The sequence below is a fragment of the Arminella tubonensis genome (assembly GCF_003240585.1).
In the GTDB taxonomy this organism is placed as follows: domain Bacteria; phylum Pseudomonadota; class Alphaproteobacteria; order Rhizobiales; family Rhizobiaceae; genus Rhizobium; species Rhizobium tubonense.
In genome coordinates this window covers 123909-142976 of sequence record NZ_PCDP01000028.1, presented here as the reverse complement: position 1 = coordinate 142976, position 19068 = coordinate 123909, and the positions used below count along the sequence as shown (strand labels likewise).

Annotated in this window: 22 protein-coding genes and 1 pseudogene; 16 read left to right on the top strand and 7 right to left on the bottom strand. The window is 59.7% G+C overall.

Features of this window, described 5'->3' with window-relative positions:
* Positions 1-16: 16 nt before the first annotated feature.
* A complete protein-coding gene (locus tag CPY51_RS08815; RefSeq protein WP_111159905.1) occupies positions 17-637 on the bottom strand; it encodes a glutathione S-transferase family protein in 621 nt (206 codons plus the stop codon).
* A gap of 116 nt (positions 638-753) precedes the next feature.
* On the opposite strand from CPY51_RS08815, the gene CPY51_RS08810 reads away from it, so the two are divergent.
* Positions 754-1671, top strand: a complete 918-nt coding sequence (locus CPY51_RS08810; protein WP_206607239.1) for a LysR family transcriptional regulator — start codon at positions 754-756, stop codon at positions 1669-1671.
* Here CPY51_RS08810 and CPY51_RS08805 read toward each other — a convergent pair.
* Positions 1648-2340 carry a pentapeptide repeat-containing protein gene (locus CPY51_RS08805; protein WP_111159888.1) on the bottom strand — a complete coding sequence of 231 codons (693 nt, stop codon included), beginning with the start codon at positions 2338-2340 and terminating at the stop codon, positions 1648-1650. The genes CPY51_RS08810 and CPY51_RS08805 overlap by 24 nt on opposite strands.
* A gap of 146 nt (positions 2341-2486) precedes the next feature.
* Here CPY51_RS08805 and CPY51_RS08800 point away from each other — a divergent pair, with 146 nt between their 5' ends.
* The gene (locus CPY51_RS08800; RefSeq protein ID WP_111159887.1) at positions 2487-3314 is read left to right on the top strand and encodes an SHOCT domain-containing protein; all 828 of its coding nucleotides are present in this window, start codon (positions 2487-2489) and stop codon (positions 3312-3314) included.
* Between the two features lie 51 nt (positions 3315-3365).
* Here the strand turns inward: CPY51_RS08800 and CPY51_RS08795 are convergent, their stop codons facing one another.
* Positions 3366-4772, bottom strand: coding sequence for an MFS transporter (locus CPY51_RS08795; protein WP_111159886.1), 1407 nt, complete (start codon positions 4770-4772; stop codon positions 3366-3368).
* A 116-nt stretch (positions 4773-4888) separates the two neighbouring features.
* On the opposite strand from CPY51_RS08795, the gene CPY51_RS08790 reads away from it, so the two are divergent.
* Positions 4889-5848 carry a LysR family transcriptional regulator gene (locus CPY51_RS08790; RefSeq protein WP_111159885.1) on the top strand — a complete coding sequence of 320 codons (960 nt, stop codon included), beginning with the start codon at positions 4889-4891 and terminating at the stop codon, positions 5846-5848.
* An 8-nt stretch (positions 5849-5856) separates the two neighbouring features.
* Here CPY51_RS08790 and CPY51_RS08785 read toward each other — a convergent pair whose 3' ends face one another.
* Positions 5857-6786, bottom strand: coding sequence for a LysR family transcriptional regulator (locus tag CPY51_RS08785; RefSeq protein WP_111159884.1), 930 nt, complete (start codon positions 6784-6786; stop codon positions 5857-5859).
* A gap of 85 nt (positions 6787-6871) precedes the next feature.
* Between CPY51_RS08785 and CPY51_RS08780 the strand changes: the two genes are divergently transcribed.
* The 12 genes and pseudogenes from CPY51_RS08780 to msrA (CPY51_RS08725) all read left to right on the top strand — a co-directional run bounded on the left by CPY51_RS08780 (position 6872) and on the right by msrA (CPY51_RS08725) (position 17111).
* Positions 6872-7777, top strand: a complete 906-nt coding sequence (locus CPY51_RS08780; RefSeq protein WP_111159883.1) for a DMT family transporter — start codon at positions 6872-6874, stop codon at positions 7775-7777.
* 86 nt (positions 7778-7863) lie between these two features.
* Positions 7864-8217, top strand: a complete 354-nt coding sequence (locus CPY51_RS08775; protein WP_111159882.1) for a hypothetical protein — start codon at positions 7864-7866, stop codon at positions 8215-8217.
* A 205-nt stretch (positions 8218-8422) separates the two neighbouring features.
* Positions 8423-9475 (top strand): alpha/beta fold hydrolase, encoded by a 1053-nt coding sequence (locus CPY51_RS08770; protein ID WP_111159881.1) that lies wholly within the window; start codon positions 8423-8425, stop codon positions 9473-9475.
* A 75-nt stretch (positions 9476-9550) separates the two neighbouring features.
* On the top strand, positions 9551-9850 hold the full coding sequence (locus tag CPY51_RS34050) for a twin-arginine translocase TatA/TatE family subunit (protein ID WP_111159880.1): 300 nt from the start codon (positions 9551-9553) through the stop codon (positions 9848-9850).
* Positions 9819-10559 carry a response regulator gene (locus CPY51_RS08760; protein WP_111159879.1) on the top strand — a complete coding sequence of 247 codons (741 nt, stop codon included), beginning with the start codon at positions 9819-9821 and terminating at the stop codon, positions 10557-10559. Before CPY51_RS34050 ends, CPY51_RS08760 begins: the two co-directional genes overlap by 32 nt.
* Positions 10556-11878, top strand: a complete 1323-nt coding sequence (locus tag CPY51_RS08755; protein WP_111159878.1) for an ATP-binding protein — start codon at positions 10556-10558, stop codon at positions 11876-11878. Before CPY51_RS08760 ends, CPY51_RS08755 begins: the two co-directional genes overlap by 4 nt.
* 228 nt (positions 11879-12106) lie before the next feature.
* Positions 12107-13876: a cytochrome c biogenesis protein DipZ gene (locus CPY51_RS08750; RefSeq protein ID WP_111159904.1), complete on the top strand. Its 1770-nt coding sequence runs from the start codon at positions 12107-12109 to the stop codon at positions 13874-13876.
* Between the two features lie 11 nt (positions 13877-13887).
* Positions 13888-14628 (top strand): peptide-methionine (S)-S-oxide reductase MsrA, encoded by a 741-nt coding sequence (gene msrA / locus CPY51_RS08745; RefSeq protein ID WP_206607238.1) that lies wholly within the window; start codon positions 13888-13890, stop codon positions 14626-14628.
* A gap of 224 nt (positions 14629-14852) precedes the next feature.
* Positions 14853-15272 (top strand): Ohr family peroxiredoxin, encoded by a 420-nt coding sequence (locus CPY51_RS08740; RefSeq protein WP_111159876.1) that lies wholly within the window; start codon positions 14853-14855, stop codon positions 15270-15272.
* Positions 15273-15395: 123 nt separating this feature from the next.
* A pseudogene (locus CPY51_RS33275) lies at positions 15396-15560 on the top strand (epoxide hydrolase N-terminal domain-containing protein); the annotation flags it as partial.
* 337 nt (positions 15561-15897) lie between these two features.
* Positions 15898-16533, top strand: a complete 636-nt coding sequence (gene maiA, locus CPY51_RS08730; RefSeq protein WP_111159875.1) for a maleylacetoacetate isomerase — start codon at positions 15898-15900, stop codon at positions 16531-16533.
* 71 nt (positions 16534-16604) lie between these two features.
* Entirely contained in the window at positions 16605-17111 is a 507-nt protein-coding gene (msrA, locus tag CPY51_RS08725; protein WP_111159874.1) for a peptide-methionine (S)-S-oxide reductase MsrA, read from the top strand.
* Between the two features lie 30 nt (positions 17112-17141).
* On the opposite strand, the gene CPY51_RS33765 is transcribed toward msrA (CPY51_RS08725), so the two are convergent.
* From CPY51_RS33765 to CPY51_RS08715, 3 genes are read right to left on the bottom strand one after another with little or no spacing between them, the layout of a single operon-like run.
* On the bottom strand, positions 17142-17462 hold the full coding sequence (locus CPY51_RS33765) for a LysE family translocator (RefSeq protein ID WP_275540462.1): 321 nt from the start codon (positions 17460-17462) through the stop codon (positions 17142-17144).
* On the bottom strand, positions 17459-17758 hold the full coding sequence (locus tag CPY51_RS33760) for a LysE family translocator (RefSeq protein WP_275540461.1): 300 nt from the start codon (positions 17756-17758) through the stop codon (positions 17459-17461). The genes CPY51_RS33765 and CPY51_RS33760 overlap by 4 nt, the downstream gene beginning before the upstream one ends.
* Positions 17759-17797: 39 nt before the next feature.
* On the bottom strand, positions 17798-18085 hold the full coding sequence (locus CPY51_RS08715; protein ID WP_111159873.1) for a hypothetical protein: 288 nt from the start codon (positions 18083-18085) through the stop codon (positions 17798-17800).
* A 398-nt stretch (positions 18086-18483) separates the two neighbouring features.
* On the opposite strand from CPY51_RS08715, the gene CPY51_RS08710 reads away from it, so the two are divergent.
* Positions 18484-18948, top strand: a complete 465-nt coding sequence (locus tag CPY51_RS08710) for a nuclear transport factor 2 family protein (protein WP_111159872.1) — start codon at positions 18484-18486, stop codon at positions 18946-18948.
* Positions 18949-19068: the final 120 nt, after the last annotated feature.

Genomic DNA, 19068 nt, shown 5'->3' with positions numbered 1-19068 from the left:
CGGCGCGACCGGCCTTTTAGTTTCCCCCCTCGGGGATGCCGATCGGCGTCTTCTGGAACGGGAAAAACCCAGGCAAGGCCTCGACGCGGGCGAGCCAGGCGCTGACATGACGATAGGCATAGCGGTCGACATTTCCTTCGGGCGCCCGTGCAATATAGCTGTAGAGCGCAACATCCGCGATCGTCGGATGGTCGGCGGCGATCCATTGGCGGCGAGCAAGCTGTGCATCGATCAGCTTCAGGATCGCATGGGCGCGTGCGATGACTTCGTTCGCATCGAACTTGGCGCCGAAAACGGTCACCAGCCGGGCAGCGCAGGGACCGTAGGCAATTTCGCCGGCGGCAACGGAAAGCCAGCGCTGCACGGCCGCCGCACCGGCCGCATCCTCCGGCAGCCATGTCCTATCGGCTGACTTCTTCGCCAGATAGACCAGGATCGCATTGGAATCGGTAATGATAACGCCATCGTCGTCGAGAACGGGGATCTGGCCGAAGGGATTGAGCGCAAGGAAAGCCGGCGCCTTGTGCTCACCGGCCCTCATATCGACCTCAATAATCTCTGCATCGGCATCGATAAGGGAGAGGAACAGCCTGGCCCGATGAGCGTGGCCGGACAGTGGGTGAAAATAGAGTTTCATCATGCTGGTCTCCTGCTTGAAGCACGGCACCATGATTGTTTCATTGAAATTGGAGAAGTGCGATAAAGGGCAAGAAACTATTTCGCGGGACGGAACACAGATCGCTGGAGGGACGTTTGGACCGGTTTCAATCTATGAAGATCCTGGTGAAAGCCGCTGATGTCGGCAGCTTTGCCAACGCGGCGCGTCAGCTCCACATGAGCCCGCCGGCGGTAACCCGGGCGATTGCATATCTTGAGGAAGTCACTGGCGCGCGGCTTTTCATCCGCTCGACGCGCTCGGTCAAACTCACGGCTGCCGGCAGGCTCTATGTAGAGGATTGCAGGCGGATCCTGACCGCGATCGATGAAGCGGAGGCCTCGGCCGGCGGATCGCACGCGTCTCCCTCGGGCGTTTTGACCGTCACGGCGCCCGTGCTCTTCGGCCAGATCTACATCATGCCGATCCTGATAGAATTCCTTCGCGAACATCCAGCGGTGACTGGCCGCGTGCTGTTGTTTGACCGGGTCGTGAGCTTGGTGGAGGAGGGGATAGACGTGGCGATCCGCATTGGCCAGCTGCAGGATTCAGATTATGTCGCCACCCGGATCGGCTCGGTGCGCCGCGTCGTCTGCGGTGCGCCGGCCTATTTCAAAGAGCACGGCGTGCCGGAGACGCCGGCGGATCTCTTGCACCACACGATCGTCGTCAATACCGGCTCCTCGGCACCCATCGACTGGCGCTTCGGTTCGGATAAGTCGCCTGTGTCGCTTCATCCCCGCCTGTTTTGCAACACTGTCGAAGCGTCGATTGCGGCCGCCGCCAGCGGCTGGGGTCTGGCAAGGGTGCTCAGCTACCAGATCGCACCAGCCGTCGCCGAAGGGCGCCTGGAAGTCGTGCTGGAGCCTTACGAGCAGGAGCCCTTGCCGATCCACGTCATGCATTCGGAAGGGCGGCATGTCTCGGCCAAAACCCGCGCCTTCGTCGATTTCACGGTCGAGCGTTTGCGCGATACCGGCTTGGGCAGTGGTTCAATTGGCATCGCACGGCCATGAAGTCGGCGCCGTCAATCCGCTCGGCAGCTTCGTCGACGCATCGCCACAAGCGAGTTCGATCTGGGATTGCTGCAGACCGACGGCCGCCGAGAGGTCCATTCCCTGTATCCTGGTCAGGTACATGAAGGCGCGATCGAATGTGATCGGACCCTCGAAGATTGCGCCGGTCAGATCAGCGCGTGACAGGTTTGCCAATGTAAAGCGGGTACCGGTCAAGACAGCCTTTTGAAAATTGGCGCGTCCGAGCTCGGCCTTCTCGAAGTCGACCCCGGTCAGCTTGGCGCCGCTGAAGTTGGCGCGCTGCAATTCCGCGCTGGCGAAGTTGGCACCATCGGCCGAAACGTTGGAAAAGCCGCTTCGGTAGGCCTCTATCCTGGCGAAGTTGGCCTTTTCGGCCTTGGCGCCGGTAAACCAGGCGCGCACCAGATTGGCCTTTTCAAGGTTGGCGCCGTTCATGTTTGTATTGCTGAGGTCGGTCACGGATAAATCTGCGCCGGACAGATTGGCGCCTTGAAAATTGTTGCCGCTCAGCATGAGATTGCCCTTGCTGCATTCGCTCCAGTCCAGGCCCGGCGAAGGCGTATCGCCGCAATCTGCCGCAAGAACCGGGCCCGCAAATGTAGACAAAGCCAACAGAGCAACTGATACCATAGGCTTATTCAAGGACATGCCCTTTCTCTCCCCCAGCGCGCCATCCACTGCATCAATCTTCTATACAGCCTGCACAGCAATAAAAAGATGTTGGCAGAGGCGAATGTTCCGATCCCACGTGTTAAATATTGATCCCAGTTTGTCCCGGTCAAAGAGCGAATACAATGAACATACTCAGCGAAGAAGGAAATCGCGCGCTCAAGGTCATCGCGCAACGCCATGGTGTGAGCCAGGGCGCGGTCGAGCATCTCCTGATGGCGATCATTGCCGGCCAGACCACGCAAGCGCAATTCAATCACCGCGAGCTCGGTGGGATGGGACAATGGTCGCAAGGCGGGATGATCATGGTCGGCGACATGTTCAACAACGGGCTCAAGGCCAAGATTTCGGATATCTGTGCGGAATTGGCAGCCCTTGCGCGCAATACCGAATTGCAGGCGCCAACGACATCGCGCCAGTCTCAATACCAGGGCAACACAGCCAGTCTCTTCGTTCCGAATGTGTTTTCTTCCGGAAACTGGTGGCCTGAGGAATTGGGTTACGCTGCTTCAACCGGCGCGCAGAACGACCTTCGCTACGCCTTCTTTCCGGCAAGCCACAGGCTGGCAATCCGGCTGGGTGAGGGGGTCACCGTCTACGACACCAGGGACCATCAAATTAGCGGTTTTTCGCAGCAACAGAGCGGCGATCAGTCGCTGACCTTTACCTCGCAATATGGTCTCGTTCGCCTTGCCGATCTCGCGGTGGTATCGCCGGCTGAAAGCGAACCCGAGACCATTCAGGCGGTCGCTTCAACGCAGCCGCAGGTCGCACCGGAATTCGCTCCGTCGACCTCGCATGCGTCAGTCTCCACCGTGTCGCCCGAACAGGGTGTGCCGGCTGAGGATGACATCTTTGGCAAGATAGAGAGACTGGCCGGCCTTCATTCCAAGGGCATCCTGACGGACCTGGAATTCGAGGCAAAGAAGAAGGAACTGCTCGATCGGCTTTGAAACACGAGCGGTCTACCGCACCCGTTAGGAAGGGCGCGGTAGGCCCGGTGCCTATTCTCCTGCCTGATAGGCAACCGATTGCGATGCCGTTGTGCTTGGTCCCAACGCGGCCAGCAATGTGACCAATGCCGCGAGTATTGCGATGAAGCAGATTCCCGCGAAATAGGGGTCCCAGCCAAAACTGGGTGCGGCAGCAAAGATTGCCGATGCGGCTGCAAGGACGACGCCGCCGCCGATCTGGAAGGCGGCGAACAGAAGCCCCGAAGCCAGCCCGGATTTGTCACTGTCGACATCGGAGAGTGCCGCCACCTGCACGGACGGGTAAGTCATGGCATAACCGATGCCAAGAGGAATCTGGGAGAGCGCGACGAGCAGGATCGGGTCGATGTGCCCAAGCGCGAAGACCCAGAAAATATAGCTGGCTGCCTGCAACGCCACACCAAAGGCCATCAAGCCGGTCGTGCCGCGACTTTGCGCGATCGACGCAAAACGGGGTGCGAGAAACATCACGCAGACGCCTCCGAATGCAAAGCAGAAGCCGGTGACGAAGGCCGACCATCCAAGGACGTTCTGGTAATACAGCGTGGCAATGAACTGGAAGCCGACATAGACACCCTGGAACAGGGCGGCAATCGTGTTGGCATGGCGAAGCTTCGCCCTGCGGAAGATCGAAAGCGGCACCATCGGGTCTTCGTGACGTGCCTCGACCAAGATGAAGAGGATGATCAGAGCCAGGGATGCGACGAGCGAACCCCAGGTGGGGAACGCGGCAAAGCCCTCAGCGGCGGCATTGGTGATGCCGAATACAAAGAGCAGGAGGCCGGGGGTGATCGTCAGGGCGCCCGCCCAATCGAAGTGTGGTCGTGGCGTCGTCCGGCGCCTGTCGGCAGGCAGCACAAATGGGGCAAGTGCGAGCGCGATGATGGCGACGGGCGCTCCCATGACCAAGGTTGCCCGCCAGCTGAAAACGGTGGCCGCGCCGCCGAGCACCATTCCAAGCACGAAGCCGGTGGCACCGGTCGAGGCAAAAACGCCGAGCGCCTTTGCCCGTCGGTTGCCCTCGCCGAATACTTCAAGCAATAGCGCCAGTGCCGCTGGCGCTGTGAAGGCTGCGGCGATGCCCTTCACAAGACGGGCGGCGACGAGGGTTTCGCCACTGTTGACAAAGGCGCCTGCGATGCTGGCGGCGGCGAAGACAGCAAGAGACCAGAGAAAGACCCGACGATGGCCGAACACGTCGGCCACGCGGCCGCCGAGTAGAAGAAATCCGCCATAGCCAAGCACATAGGCGCTGACCGCCCACTGCAGCGATGTCGCCTTCATACCGAGTTCGGCCTGGATGGCAGGCAGGGCGACGCCGATCGTCGAGACATCCATGGCATCCAGAAAGTTGGCGGCGCAAAGAAGCAGCAGCGCCAAACTGGCACCGGCACCGCCTTGAGTTTTGGAAGTGGTCATAACAGTTCCTTTGTGATGCGCCGTCTCGGGGAGTGCGCGGCGGCAGAGGAACGAGAAAATGTACATCTTCCAGGCCTATTGCAAATTGATAGTAGCTATGTCAGGTATTGCTGGCGATGATGAATGATGCCACGCTACGAAAGATCGATCTCAATCTGCTGCTCGCATTTTCCGTGTTGATGCAGGAGCGAAATGTCAGCCGAGCGGCCGAGCGCCTGTTGCTTGGTCAGCCGGGTCTGTCCGCCGCGTTAAAACGGCTGCGCGAGACACTGGATGACGAATTATTCGTGAGGGTAGGGCGCGGTTTGCAGCCGACCGCGCGAGCCCTTGCGATCGCACCGGCGATAGAGGACGCCCTTTCGGGCATCGAACGAGCCATCCGCAGGCCGGCCGCCTTTGACCCCGCGAGTTGGGAAGGCGAGTTTCGCATCGGCATGTGCGACAATCTGGAATCGGCATTCTTTGGTCCGCTTGCAGCACGGCTATCCGTGCAAGCTCCTCGAGCACGACTGGTCGGCATTGCATCCGACAAGCGCGGGGCCTCACGTATGCTGGACGACGGGGTGTATGATTTCAGCGTGTCTGTCCATGAGGAGCCGGCATCCTGGCATATCCGCATGCCGCTGTTCGATCAGATCTCGGTCTGCCTCTTCCATCCGGATCAGCTAAAGCTGCAGGCGCCTTTACGTCTTGAGGATTTCATCAACGCTCCGCATGTCACCGTATCGTTCGAAGGCAACAGCTCGAGCAGCGTTGATGAAGCGTTGGCAAGAGCGGGGCATAGCCGTCGGGTGGTCGCCTCCGTGCCGCGTTTTTCGGCTTTGCCGATGGCCCTGCGAGCGATGCCGGCGATTGCAACCATCCCGGAATCGATTGCCTGTTGCATGGCGCAATTGCATGGGTTGGTGATTGCTGCGCCGCCGATTGAGCTGCCTGCTGACCCGATTACGATGCTCTATCGCAGAGTCGACCAGGCGGATGGTCGAGCCCTTTGGTTTCGCAGGCTCTTCGTGGAGGTGGCCGCGGCGGCCCTGAAGGCCTCCGGGTGCCAGATGGGCATCTCGCAGGCTGCGTAGCCGTCATCTCATCCCTTACCACGGCCCGGCGCAACGAAGGCGGCGATAGCCGCCTCGTCGTGACCGGCCTCAGCGAGGAAACGCCTGGCGAATTCGCTGGCGGGCGCCCGCAGCGCCTCGTCGGGACGGATCAGGTGGAAGGCCACGTGGTAGTCGACCGTTCGGTCGGAAACCGCCACCAGTCGCCCGGCTTCCAGAGCGGCATCGGACAATGGCGGTCGCGCCAGGGCGATGCCGAGGCCCTGCACGCAGGCGTCGATCACAATATTGTAGTCTTCGAAACGCCGATCCTGACCGCGGGGCACATAGTCGAGCCCTTCCGGGGAGAGCCAGCGGCGCCAGCCTTCGATATTCGAATCGTGCAGGATCGGCAGCTCCAGCAGCGATTGGGCGTCCGAGCGCTGCCCAAGCCGGATCGCCAATGCAGGTGATGCGATCGGAAACGACTTCTCACGCCAGAGCTGCAAGCCACGCACGCCGGCCCAGGGTCCCTTGCCGCAACGAATGGCGAGGTCCGTTCCTTCCCCGAAATCTGCCAGGCGGTGTTCCAGCACCAGCTCGAGATGGACGTCGAGGCCCTCGAGCTTAGGGAGACGCTGAAAAAGCCAGAGCGAGGCGACGGATGGGGTGACAGAGAGCCGCACCACCGACTTGCTGCGACGCGGGGACCAACGCTCGCCGCTATTACCCAGAAGCGCCAGCGCTTCTTCGGCACGCGCAAAAAAGCGCATACCCTCGGGCGTCAGGCTGACGCCGCGCGCTTCTCGCTCGAACAGGCGGACGCCCATCCAGCGCTCCAGGCGGGAGACCTGTCTTGATACCGCGCCGTGGGTAATTCCGCTCTCTTCCGCTGCCGCGGAAAATGACCCAAGCCGAGCAGCGCGCGCAAACGCTTCAAGCGTATCGAGCGGCGGGAGGGTGGTAGAGCTGTGAACCATAGGCACATATGATCATCGATTGAGGTGCTTTTCAAGCCTAGTCTGAAAGCCTATTCGATCTGGATGAAACGGGTGGGAGACGGGGATGAGCACGGGCGCAAGTGAACTGACAATTGCAAAACATAAAGCAAGTTTTGATCTTGTGGCCTTCGCGGCCATCCTGGTCACGATCGTTTTCTGGGCGTCTTCCTTCGTGGTGATCCGCATCTGCCTTGGGCCCCTGACGCCGGTTGAACTGGCGACTGCGCGCTACGTGGCGGCAGGTGTCATCGCCCTGGTCTATCTCGTCGCGATGCGGACCATGCCGCCTAAGCGCGATTTAATCCGTCTTTCCGTCGCTGCAGTCCTCTTCATCGCGGCCTATTCCGTTCTTCTGAATACCGGCGAACAGACCGTGCCGGCGGGGCCGGCAAGCTTTATCATCAACACCATGCCGGTCTTTACCGCGTTGATTGCCACATTCGCGCTTGGAGAGCGTTTCGGCCGCTGGGGCTGGGTCGGCACTGCCATTTCCTTTGCCGGCGTCGCATTGATCGCAGCTTCGACAAACGACGGCTTCACGCTGGACGTCAACGCAATCCTGATCCTCGGGGCAGCTATGTGCTCCGCAATCGCCAGCGTCCTGCAAAAACCGCTTCTTGGTAGATTGCCGGCGCTGGCGGTGACGGCCTGGATCCTGATGATAGGCTGTATCCCGCTGCTTCCGGCCGTGCCCTCGACGATCCATGCTCTTGCTGCCGCACCGGCCGAAGTGAACTGGGGTGTCGCTTATCTCGTCATCTTCCCGACAGCGATCGGCTATATGACCTGGGCCATCGCGCTCAAGCGCCTAACTGCCGGTCGCGCGGCAAATTTCCTTTATGGCGTTCCGCCGACAGCGACGCTGATCGGTTTCGCCTGGCTGGGAGAGATGCCAACGGCGATCGGAGCGATCGGCGGGGTCATGGCGATTGTCGGCGTATTGGTCGTCAATGTCATGAGAAAGAGGTAGCGTCCGTATCTGCGGACGGGAGCGCTGTTGTCTTGCACGCCACTTTCTGGTTACGTGGTTGCAAAGCAGCGGGATCAATCAGGCAGATGGCGCTGGAACCGAACGAGCAAGAAAAGATCGACTCTACCTTTCGCAATGGATCGCTGACGGCCGTCGGGATCATCCTCGGTTTCTGCCTCAGCTTCGTCAATCGCTGGGTTTCCAATCCGAACGACTGGGGACGCATCGATATCCTGCCGATGACATTGATGATGCTTGGAATTGCGATACAGGTGAAAGTCTTCGCCGACCTGCTTTCCCGGGATTCGCTTCTGGCTGCCAAGTACGACCGGGCATGTCGTGTCTTCCTGGTGGGGTTTCTGATTGTAGCCGTCGGGATAGCAATTGCGCTTGCGAATGATATCCTCGGAATAAGCAGTCAAGCGATGCTCGGCTCATAAGGATCAGCCGGCAATCTGAAATCGCAGCCTTGCCGCGCCGGTATCATCTTGCGAAACGGCGGCGGTAATCTAGTGTCCTCCAATTGTACCGCAATGTATCCCGATGCCAGAAAGCTACAGTAGCTTTCAATTCCAGTCGATCGGAACACATCCCGTACACATGGGGACTGTCTCTTCGCGGATGGGTTCAGTTGGAGAGAGATCAGTGTCCGAAGAAATCAATCATCATCGCCGCCGCTTTTTCGGGGCCGCTGCCCTCACCATTGCTGCTGCCCAGTTGGGCGCGGCCGGTTCTGCGCAAGGGCAGTCCGCAGATGGCAAGGCGACAAGGGTGCCTCCAATCAAGCCCGGCACCAACACGTCCTTCGCACCCCTGAAGCAGGTCGATGCGGGTGTGCTCAACATCGGATATGCCGAGGCCGGTCCGCCCGACGGTCCCGTGGTCATCTTGCTGCATGGCTGGCCCTACGACATCCATAGCTTTCTCGACGTCGCGCCGCTTTTGACATCGGCGGGATATCGCGTCATCATTCCGCATCTGCGCGGCTATGGCACGACGCTGTTCCTGTCGGGCGAGACGGTCCGCAGCGGCCAGCAGTCGGCCGTCGCCAGCGATATCATCGCCCTGATGGATGCGCTGAAGATCCCGACGGCGATCCTGGCCGGTTATGACTGGGGGGCGCGGACTGCCTGCATCATCGCGGCCCTGTGGCCGGAGCGCTGCAAAGCGCTGGTCTCGGTCAGCGGCTATCTGATCGGCAGCGTCGAGGCCGGAAAGAAGCCCTTGCCACCGAAGGCCGAGTACAGCTGGTGGTACCAGTTCTATTTCGCCACCGAACGCGGTCGCCAAGGCTACGACGCCTACCGCCGCGATTTTGCAAAACTGATCTGGGAGAATGCCTCGCCGCAATGGCACTTCGATACCGCCACCTTCGATCGCAGTGCGGCTTCGCTCGACAATCCGGATCATGTCGCGGTCGTCATCCATAACTACCGCTGGCGGCAGGGTCTGGCCGAGGGCGAGCCGCAATACGACGCCCTGGAAAAGCGGCTGGCCGCAGGTCCCGTCATCACCGTGCCGACGATCACACTCGAAGGCGACGCCAATGGCGCGCCGCATCCCGAACCCGCCTCCTATCGCGGCAAATTCTCCGGCAAATACGAGCACCGCACGATCAGTGGCGGCATCGGCCACAACCTGGCGCAGGAAGCCCCGCAGGCCTTCGCCCAAGCGGTCGTCGACGCCGCAGGATATTGATCCCCGCGCGACGACAGGCTATCCGCGCTTCGCGCGGATAGCCGGCTCATCAACAAACGATAGAAAGGAACACCCATGGGCTCGTTTAGCGTCTGGCACTGGCTGATCGCACTCGCCATCCTTCTGCTGCTGTTTGGCCGCGGCAAGATTCCTGAACTGATGGGGGACGTGGCGAAAGGCATCAAGAACTTCAGACCGGGATGGCGGACGGTGAAGGCACCGCAGCTCCGCCAGCCTCGGATAGCCAGACTGAGGAAAAGCTGTGACGTCAGCGAATTGGCCTCGCCTGGGGATTTGAAATTGCTGTTACGCTATCCTGAGCATGAATTGAGGGTTGCCGACAATGGATCACATCGATCACGTCCTGGTCGTTGATGACGATCGCGAAATTCGCGAGCTGGTTTCGACCTATCTGACAAAGAACGGCCTGCGCGTGACCGTCGCCGCCGACGGTCGGCATATGCGGGCGTTTCTCGAGGCCAACTCGGTCGACCTGATTGTTCTTGACGTCATGATGCCGGGCGACGACGGTCTGGTGCTGTGTCGCGAGCTCAGGGCGGGCAAACACAAGTCGACACCGGTCCTGATGCTGACGGCGCGAAGCGACGAGACGGACCGCATCGTCGGTCTGGAAATGGGCGCGGATGACTATCTGGCGAAGCCTTTCGCGGCGCGGGAACTGCTTGCACGCATAAAGGCCATTCTACGCCGGGCGCGGATGCTGCCTCCCAATCTGCAGGTGACGGAAGTCGGCCAGTTGTTGACCTTCGGCGCCTGGCAGCTCGACACGTCAGGCCGGCATCTGCTCGATCGAGACGGAACGGCCATAGCCCTCAGCGGGGCCGAATATCGCCTGCTTCGCGCCTTTGTCGACCATCCGCAGCGGGTTCTCAATCGGGATCAGCTCTTGAACCTTACACAGGGCCGCGAGGCCGAGCTTTTCGACCGCTCCATCGACCTTCTGGTTAGCCGGCTTCGACAGCGCCTTGGCGACGACGCGCGCGAGCCCGCCTACATCAAGACCGTTCGCAGCGAAGGATACGTGCTTGCGATGCCGGTCGAAATTTCCGAGCTCCGCCGATGAGCGCCATGATGGCATTCAAGCCATTTCGGCTCTGGCCGCGCAGTTTGGGGTCGAGACTATTCCTGATCTTGCTCGCTGGCCTGATGCTTTCGCAGGGGCTCACCTTCACCGCCCAGTTCCTGGAACGCCACATGACGGCCAAGACCGTCATGCTCAACACACTCGAGAACGATGTGGCGACCTCGATCGCCATTCTGGATCGCCTGCCGGCGGCCGAGCGGCCGGATTGGCTGGATCGTCTCGACCGAGGAACCTATCGATATGAGCTAAACGCCGGACTTCCCGGCATCGACACGTTGAGCGATCAGAGTGCCGGTATCGCGGCGAAGATAAGAGAAGCCGTCGATCCGCGTTTCCCCATAGAATTCCAGTCTATTCCCGGCGATGGCAAGCGCCTTCAGGCGCACCTGACGCTCAGCGATAGCAATCCACTGACGATCGATGTCAACCCCGCGCCGATCATGCCTTTGGCGCAGTGGTTGCCATATGTCCTTGTCGCGCAGCTCATTCTTCTCATTCTCTGCACATGGTTTGCCGTTCGCCAAGTGATCCGTCCCCTCGTCAATTTCGCCAACGCCGCAGATGCGCTTGATCCGAACAGGAACACACCGCGGCTAAGCGAAACGGGGCCAAGCGAGGTCGCCTATGCGGCGACGGCCTTCAACGCGATGCGGGATCGTATCGCCCATTATCTCGAGGAAAGAGTAGAAATCCTGGCGGCGATCTCGCATGACCTGCAAACGCCGATCACGCGCATGAAGCTTCGCGCTGAAATCGCAGAGGATTCCGTTGAGAAGGAGAAACTGGTCCAGGATCTGGCCGAGATCGAGCGTCTCGTCCATGAAGGGGTGGCCTATGCCCGCAGCGCCCATGGAAATAGCGAGAAGTCCTCCCGGATCGATATCGGCTCGTTCATCGAGAGCCTCGCCTATGATTACCAGGATGTGGGCAAGGCGGTGACGGTGGTAGAAAAGATCGATGGCGCGATCGTAACCCGGCCGCACGCCCTTCGTCGGATACTGACAAACCTGATAGATAATGCACTGAAGTTCGGCGGCTCTGCGGAAATATACGTGGAGCGGGATCACAAGGGTGTCGTTTCCATAAAGGTGCTCGATCGCGGATCCGGAATTCCCGAGGATCAGCTCGACGCAGTCATGCAGCCGTTTTTCCGGCTGGAGCAATCCCGAAACCGGGGAACCGGGGGGACGGGGCTGGGATTGGCCATTGCCCAGCAGCTTGCGCTGGCAATCGGGGGCTCGCTCAAGCTACGCAATCGCGAGGGCGGTGGCCTTTGCGCCGAAATCTCCATTCATTGATGAGCTGAAATAGCCGAGAGCCTTGAAGGGCGGGGGTCTTGCTGGCCTTCGGGGTCGGCGCGTTCTTTTTGTACGGCATTGTACGGTCGTACCCACCTTAGACACTTCGTTACACTTTCGCCCGATCGGGACACATGCGGGATACCTGACGACTGCCTTATGCGGTCAACGGCTGGTCTCCAGCCGTCGCGCCTAGGCGCCCGATCAATCCGTTCGAAAGAAACGATGATGACCCTTCTCGCAATTGCCTATCTCGCAGGCATGCTGACCATACTCAGTCCGTGCATCCTTCCGGTCCTTCCCTTCCTTTTTGCGCGCGCGGGACAGCCCTTCGTCAAAAGTACGCTGCCGATGCTTGCCGGGATGGCAATGACCTTTGCCGTCGTGGCCACGCTTGCCGCGATCGGTGGCAGCTGGGCGGTTCATGCCAATGAATATGGTCGCTACGCTGCCATCGCGCTGCTAGCCGTCTTTGGTGTGACGCTTCTGTCGCCACAGCTGGCTACCGTGCTCACCGGGCCGATCGTTGCGTTTGCAAACAGGCTTCTGCATTCGAGCACCGGACCGCGTTCCGTATCGACGGCAGGCGGCTCGCTCGTCCTTGGTATCGCCACGGGCTTGCTTTGGGCGCCTTGCGCCGGTCCCATACTGGGACTGGTACTAACAGGTGCGGCTCTTCAGGGTGCCAACGTTCAGACGACCCTGCTTCTTGCTGCCTACGCCGCTGGGGCGGCGACGTCGCTTGCCGTTGCCCTCCTGATTGGTGGACGGGTATTTACGGTGATGAAGCAGTCGCTTGGCGCTGGCGAATGGGTTCGCCGCGGTCTCGGCATCGCGGTGCTTGGCGGCGTCGTTGCGATCAGCCTTGGCGCAGACACCGGCTTTCTGGCGCGCCTTTCGAGCGTTGGCACGGGCAGGATCGAACAGACACTTCTCGACAGCTTCAACGCGCGCAACTCCAAGCCGACCCTGGTCGCGAGCAACAGCATGACGCTGGCGGCAGGCGACGCGCGTCAGGGTTTTCGCAGCGACCTGCCGGTCGAAGGTCGATTTCCCTCGCTCGGCGGCGCAGCTGAATGGCCGAATTCGCAGCCGCTGACCACTGACCAGCTTCGCGGCAAGGTCGTGCTGGTCGATTTCTGGACCTATTCCTGCATCAACTGCATTCGCACGCTGCCCTATGTTCAGGCCTGGGCGGACAAATACCGGGATCAGGGCCTCGTGGTGATCGGGGTTCATTCGCCGGAATTCGCATTCGAAAAGAAGATCGACAATGTCAAACGGGCGATCGGCGACTTCAAGATCGGCTATCCCGTCGCCATCGACAACGACTTCAAGATCTGGCGCGCATTCGACAACAACTACTGGCCGGCTCACTACCTTGTCGATGCCAAGGGACAGATCAGATATCACCATTTCGGCGAGGGCGACTACGACAAGGCAGAGAAGGCCATCCAGGACCTGCTGGCCGAAGCCGGAAGCCAGAAGGCCGAGAGCGACGTCGTAAAGCCTGTGGCCAAGGGCGCCGAGGCGGCCGCTGATCTCAGCAGCATTCGGTCGACCGAAACGTATATCGGCTACAAGGAAGCCTCGAACCTCGTCTCTCCTGAAGGCTTGAGGGCGGACACGGCCGCGACCTACACCACGCCAAAGCCCGGGCTCAATGAGTGGGGCCTTTCCGGCAACTGGACGGTCGGGCCCGAGCAGGCCACGCTCAACCAGTCGGGTGGCGGTATCACCTACAGGTTCAGCGCCCGCGATCTGCACCTCGTTCTCGGTCCCAATGCTGACGGTAAACCGGTGCGGTTTCAGGTCACGGTCGACGGAAAGGCACCAGGCGAAAGTCATGGCGCCGATATCGATGCCAATGGCAACGGAACCGTCACCGAAACGCGCCTCTATCAACTGGTGCGCCAAGTGGACGATGTCGAGGAACGGACCTTCGAGGTTCGCTTCCTCGATCCCGGCGTCGAAGCCTTTGTCTTCACTTTTGGATGAGGAAATCCATCATGCGCGATAAAGCTCAATCGAATATCCTGAAAGCGGTCAGGGACACCATACCCTTTCTTGTTGTTGGAGGTCTTCTGGCCCTGCTCGGTGCCTCATTGCTTGGCAACTCTACGTCGGCAGCCGAGGACCCGAGGCTTGTTCCCGCCGCACTCCACGACGTTGTCAAGACGAGCGAGGCGCAGACGGCGATCTTGGCAGGCGGTTGCTTCTGGGGCGTCCAGGGCATGTTCCAGCACGTCGACGGTGTTATCAACGCCACATCAGGATATGCCGGCGGCAGCACGGACACTGCGACTTACGACCTGGTGGAGACCGGCAACACCGGCCACGCCGAGGTCGTTCAAGTCACGTTCGATCCGCGTCAAATCAGTTATGGCAAGTTGTTGCAGATCTATTTCTCCGTCGCCCACGACCCGACGCAGGTCGACCGGCAGGGACCTGATGTCGGCACGCAATATCGGTCGGCTATCTTTCCGGTCAATGCGGAACAGGCGAAGGTCGCGTCAGACTATATCGCGCAGCTAGAAACAGCTGGTGTCTTCAAGGCGAAGATTGCGACCTCGATTGAAACGGGAAAGCCCTTCTACAAGGCCGAAGCCTACCACCAGGACTACATGGTCAACAATCCGACCAATCCCTACATCGCGTTCAACGAGCAGGCGAAGATCGACAACCTGAAAAGCTACTTTCCGCAATTCTATCGAGAGAAGCCGGTTCTGGCCTCGGCCGGCCAAGGTTGACGTAAGTATCAGTTTTTCCCAGGAAATTTGTGAGACTGCCGTGGGAATCACGGCAGCCTCTTTGGCATCCGAATGCCTCGGTCTATCGCTCCAGGCTTGCTCACACACTTCGTTACAATTTCGATCAATCAGGACACATGCGGGATACGTCGCGGGCGCCTTATGCGGTCAATGGCTGGCGTTCGGCCATGCGCCCGGCGCCACCAACCAAAGGAGACAACATCATGTCGCAGCAAGTGAAAGCACTCTACACAGGTAAGACCCTCACAACAGGAGGCGGGGACGGCGGCAGCGGTCGTAGCGACGACGGCCATCTGGATGTCCGGTTTACGGTTCCCGACACGGCCGGCAGCGGCACAAATCCGGAGCTGATGCCCGCAGCGGGATGGTCAGGCTGCTTTGTCGGGGCAATGGGGCTCGCAGCGCGCACGATGAATATCGCGATCCCTGCCGATACGGCTGTCGATGCTGAAAGCGACCTGTGTCGTGCAGACGACGCCTACTTTCTGCAGGCTCGCTTGAACGTCAGTCTGCCCGGTCTGGATCACGAAGTTGCCCAGGCCCTGGCAAATGCCGCACACCAGACTTGCCCGTACTCCAAGGCTACGCGTGGCAACATCGACGTCGTGATCAATGTGGTTTGAGCCGGTTCAATATGCCTGCCGGTGATTAAGCAGGCGGCACTCTCTCAAAATCTCAATTTCGCAGCGTCGTTTTGTTTCCCTTTCAGCGACTGCCTTGGTGACCGCCTCCACGGCGCAAGGACGGCATCGGCTGCCGCCGATCCGGCAATCCGACCGTTTCATGTCAAGGTACCCGAAAAGGACCTCGTCGATCTCCGTCGCCGCGTTCTGGTAACGCGGTGGCCGGCCAAGGAAACAGTGTCCGACCAGTCCCAGGGCGTGCAACTGGCTCAGCTCCAGGCGCTCCTGGGAAGAGCCCGAACTCTCCAGCGTCGAGATCCGGGCAGCGTTCCGCTCGTTGGCCAACGCTGGTTCGTCGCTGAACAGATGACAAACGCACGTCGAGGGCCGATGATCTATCGGCGTGCGATTTCCACCGGCTTTCGCCATTTTACAGAAGGTGACAATCTCATGCAGTTCGCCGTCAAATGTCTGATCGGCATCGCAGTGCTGGCATCGCCATGCGCTTACGATCCCGAGCCAAGGGAACCAACTGTTGCTGCCGCAACGATCGAGAAGGCGCCCTCACCAGACCGCTCTTCCGATCTGGAGCGCGTGCAAGTCCGGATGGATAAGGAGACAAGCAATGAAACTCTATGAGAATGAAATCTCGTCAGCGACGTCACGAGTGCGCATTGCATTGGCCCTGAAAGGGCTCTCTGTCGAGAAACTTCCGATTGGCATCCTTGGCGCGGATGCCGAAAACCGTCAGGCGGGCTATCTCAACGTTAATCCGCAAGGGCTGGTGCCGGCTCTGTCGACGGATGAGGGGTCGTTGATCACGCAGTCGCTTGCTATCATCGAGTACCTTGATGAACTTCATCCAGAGCCGCCACTGCTGCCGCAAGATCTTGAGGCCAAAGCTTTCTCACGTTCCATCGCCATGGCGATCGCATCCGAAGTCCACGCCCTGCTAACCCCGCGCATTGCCGCGCGGCTCGGCGCAATTCCTGGCGTTGACGCGAGCGTCGTCGCGGATTGGAATCGCCACTGGATCAAGGAAGGGATGACCGCTGTTGAAACACTGATTGCCAACCGGCGAACCGGCCCATTCGTTGTCGGAGATTTTCCGTCTATGGCCGATATCTTTCTCTTTCCCCAGGCGGTCGGCACCGAACGCATCGGGCTGGATCTCGAGCAATGGCCCAATATTGCCAGGATCGTTGCCAATCTTCGCGCAATTCGGGCCTTCGCCGACAATGCTCCGGCACCCAGAAAATGAACCACAGGCGCCGGCCGGATATGGAAGTCGAAGGCCGGGAAGTCTATATGAGGAAAAAAGGAGAACATCCCATGACCGAAGAACGTGCAGTCCTTGCCGGTGGTTGCTTTTGGGGCATGCAAGATCTCATTCGCCGCTACAACGGCGTGATTTCAACGCGTGTTGGCTACAGTGGCGGCGATGTGCCGAATGCGACCTACCGCAATCACGGAACCCATGCGGAGGCGATCGAGATCATCTTCGACCCCGCCAGGATCAGCTATCGCGACATTCTCGAATTCTTTTTCCAGATTCACGATCCGAGTACAAAAAACCGCCAGGGTAACGATGTCGGCGTGAGTTATCGTTCGGCGATCTTTTACACAAGCCCCGAACAGGAACGGGTGGCAAGGGATACGATCGCGGATGTCGATGCGTCCGGATTGTGGCCGGGCAAGGTGGTGACTGACGTCGCGCCGGTAGGCCCATTCTGGGAAGCCGAACCTGAACATCAGGACTATCTCGAGCGCATCCCGAATGGCTACACATGCCATTTCGTCCGACCCGGCTGGAAGCTCCCCGTGCGGGCAAAAGTCTAACCAGATGACAAGCGCGCGTCTCGCGTTCGGTCAATGTTGACTGAACGCGAGCTTCGCGCCGAAGCCGATAAAGATCACACCTGCCATTGCATCGACCACGCGTCGGGCTTTTTGATAGACCTGTGCCGCGGAACGGTGGCTGAGTGCGAGGGCTAGAAACCCGTACCAGACCGCCGAGATCGCCATCATAACGGCGACCCCTGCCGCCCCGTGGATCCAACGCTCTCCGGGCGACATCGTTGCTGCAAACAGGCTCGCAACGAAAAGTGCCGATTTCGGATTGGCAAGATTGGTTGCCAGCCCCATCTGCCATGCCTGCATCGGCGTCAGGGCGCCTTTGTTTTCTTTCACAGCAATCTTGCTTTCCCGGTGGCGGGCCAGCCAGAGCAGCCGCAGGCCAGCCACAGGAGGTAGACACCTCCCGCCATCTTGGCAACCGCGTAGGCAAATGGCGCGGCGGTGAACAGCGAGCCGATACCGAGCCAGCCCGCAAGCCCCCAGAAAAATGTTCCCGTGATGATGCCAGCGACCGCGGCAACCGCGACGATTTGCGGCCCGGTCAGGCCGACCCGGACGACGAGGAGAAAATTAGGCCCCGGTGTCAGGGCAGCGATAGTCCAGATACTCGCGACCGTGAGAAGGTACATCCTGTCCTTAAATACAGTTTCCGGGATCGGCTTTCTGGATCACTTGTTGGTCATGAGCCACATCTTGCCGGCCATGGTAATTTCGTGGGCTTCCGCTTCTTCCTGATCGGGTAGACTGCGCTTCTCAAGGAGACCGAACTCCTTCAATTCCTCGAGCGTCGTCGTGGTCAGGAATTTGATCTTCTGTGGCCGTTCCTTGAACCTGTCGGTCTTTGCGTATGTCACTACGGCGTTCAGGTGAGTCCACTTCTTTGCTGGCTTAGGAAAGAGGGGCCCTTCCTTGGCGAGCTTCAATCCTCTGATCTGGGTCGGTGTGAGCGTAATCATGCTTTGTCCTTTAGATACGGTAATGGGAGCCCGACGAGGAAAAGCCTCATCTGGCGCCCTTGCTGATGTGTTAGAGCTGTCAGTAGCAGATCATCGGGCCGAAAGGTAAATTGTCTTTCGCGGGCAGAGATGATTCTGCAATATCGCTGACGAGGCCTGGGTTAGAGCGCGTCTCACTGGCTCGATGATGATCCTAGGGATGCGCGCCAGTTCGGCAGGCACCGCTATGCATGAGATAGTCATTCCGGACCATGGACCCATCGGCGACAGGACTATATTGCGGCCTTGGCTGCGCCAAAGTCGCGAAAAGTTTAGTATCCCGGCGCGCGTGAAACGTGCATTCAAACGAGATCGGTCGCCGAAGTCGATCCAGATCCGAAATCTTGGAGGAGTTTTCAATGTCCCGCCCGCCCTTGCCGCCGTTTAGTTCGCAGAGCGCAATCGAGAAGGTTCGACTGGCCGAAGACGGTTGGAACAGCCGAAACCCTTCCAAGGTTGCGCTGGCCTACACCGAAGACAGTCAATGGAGAAATCGCGCTGAATTCGTCACCGGTCGGTCGGCGATCGAAGCTTTCCTTGCTCGGAAGTGGGCCAAGGAGCTCGACTATCGCTTGATCAAGGAGCTCTGGGCGTTCACCGGCAATAGAATTGCCGTTCGGTTCGCCTATGAATATCACGACGACAGCGGCAACTGGTTTCGTGCCTATGGCAACGAGAACTGGGAATTCGACGACGATGGTCTGATGCGCTACCGCCACGCCAGCATCAACGAGCACCCGATCGACGCGGCAGAGCGCAAATTTCACTGGCCGCTCGGACGACGCCCGGACGATCACCCCGGCCTGAGCCACTTCGGCTTTTGAGGCCGAACGGAAGGACGCGAGCGCATGTTGCTCTATTTTCGAATGCGCATGTTATGCCAGCGCTAACCAGGCAGCCTCTTCACGCCGGGGGCGGCTCTTGACTGGCCATGAGCATTTGGC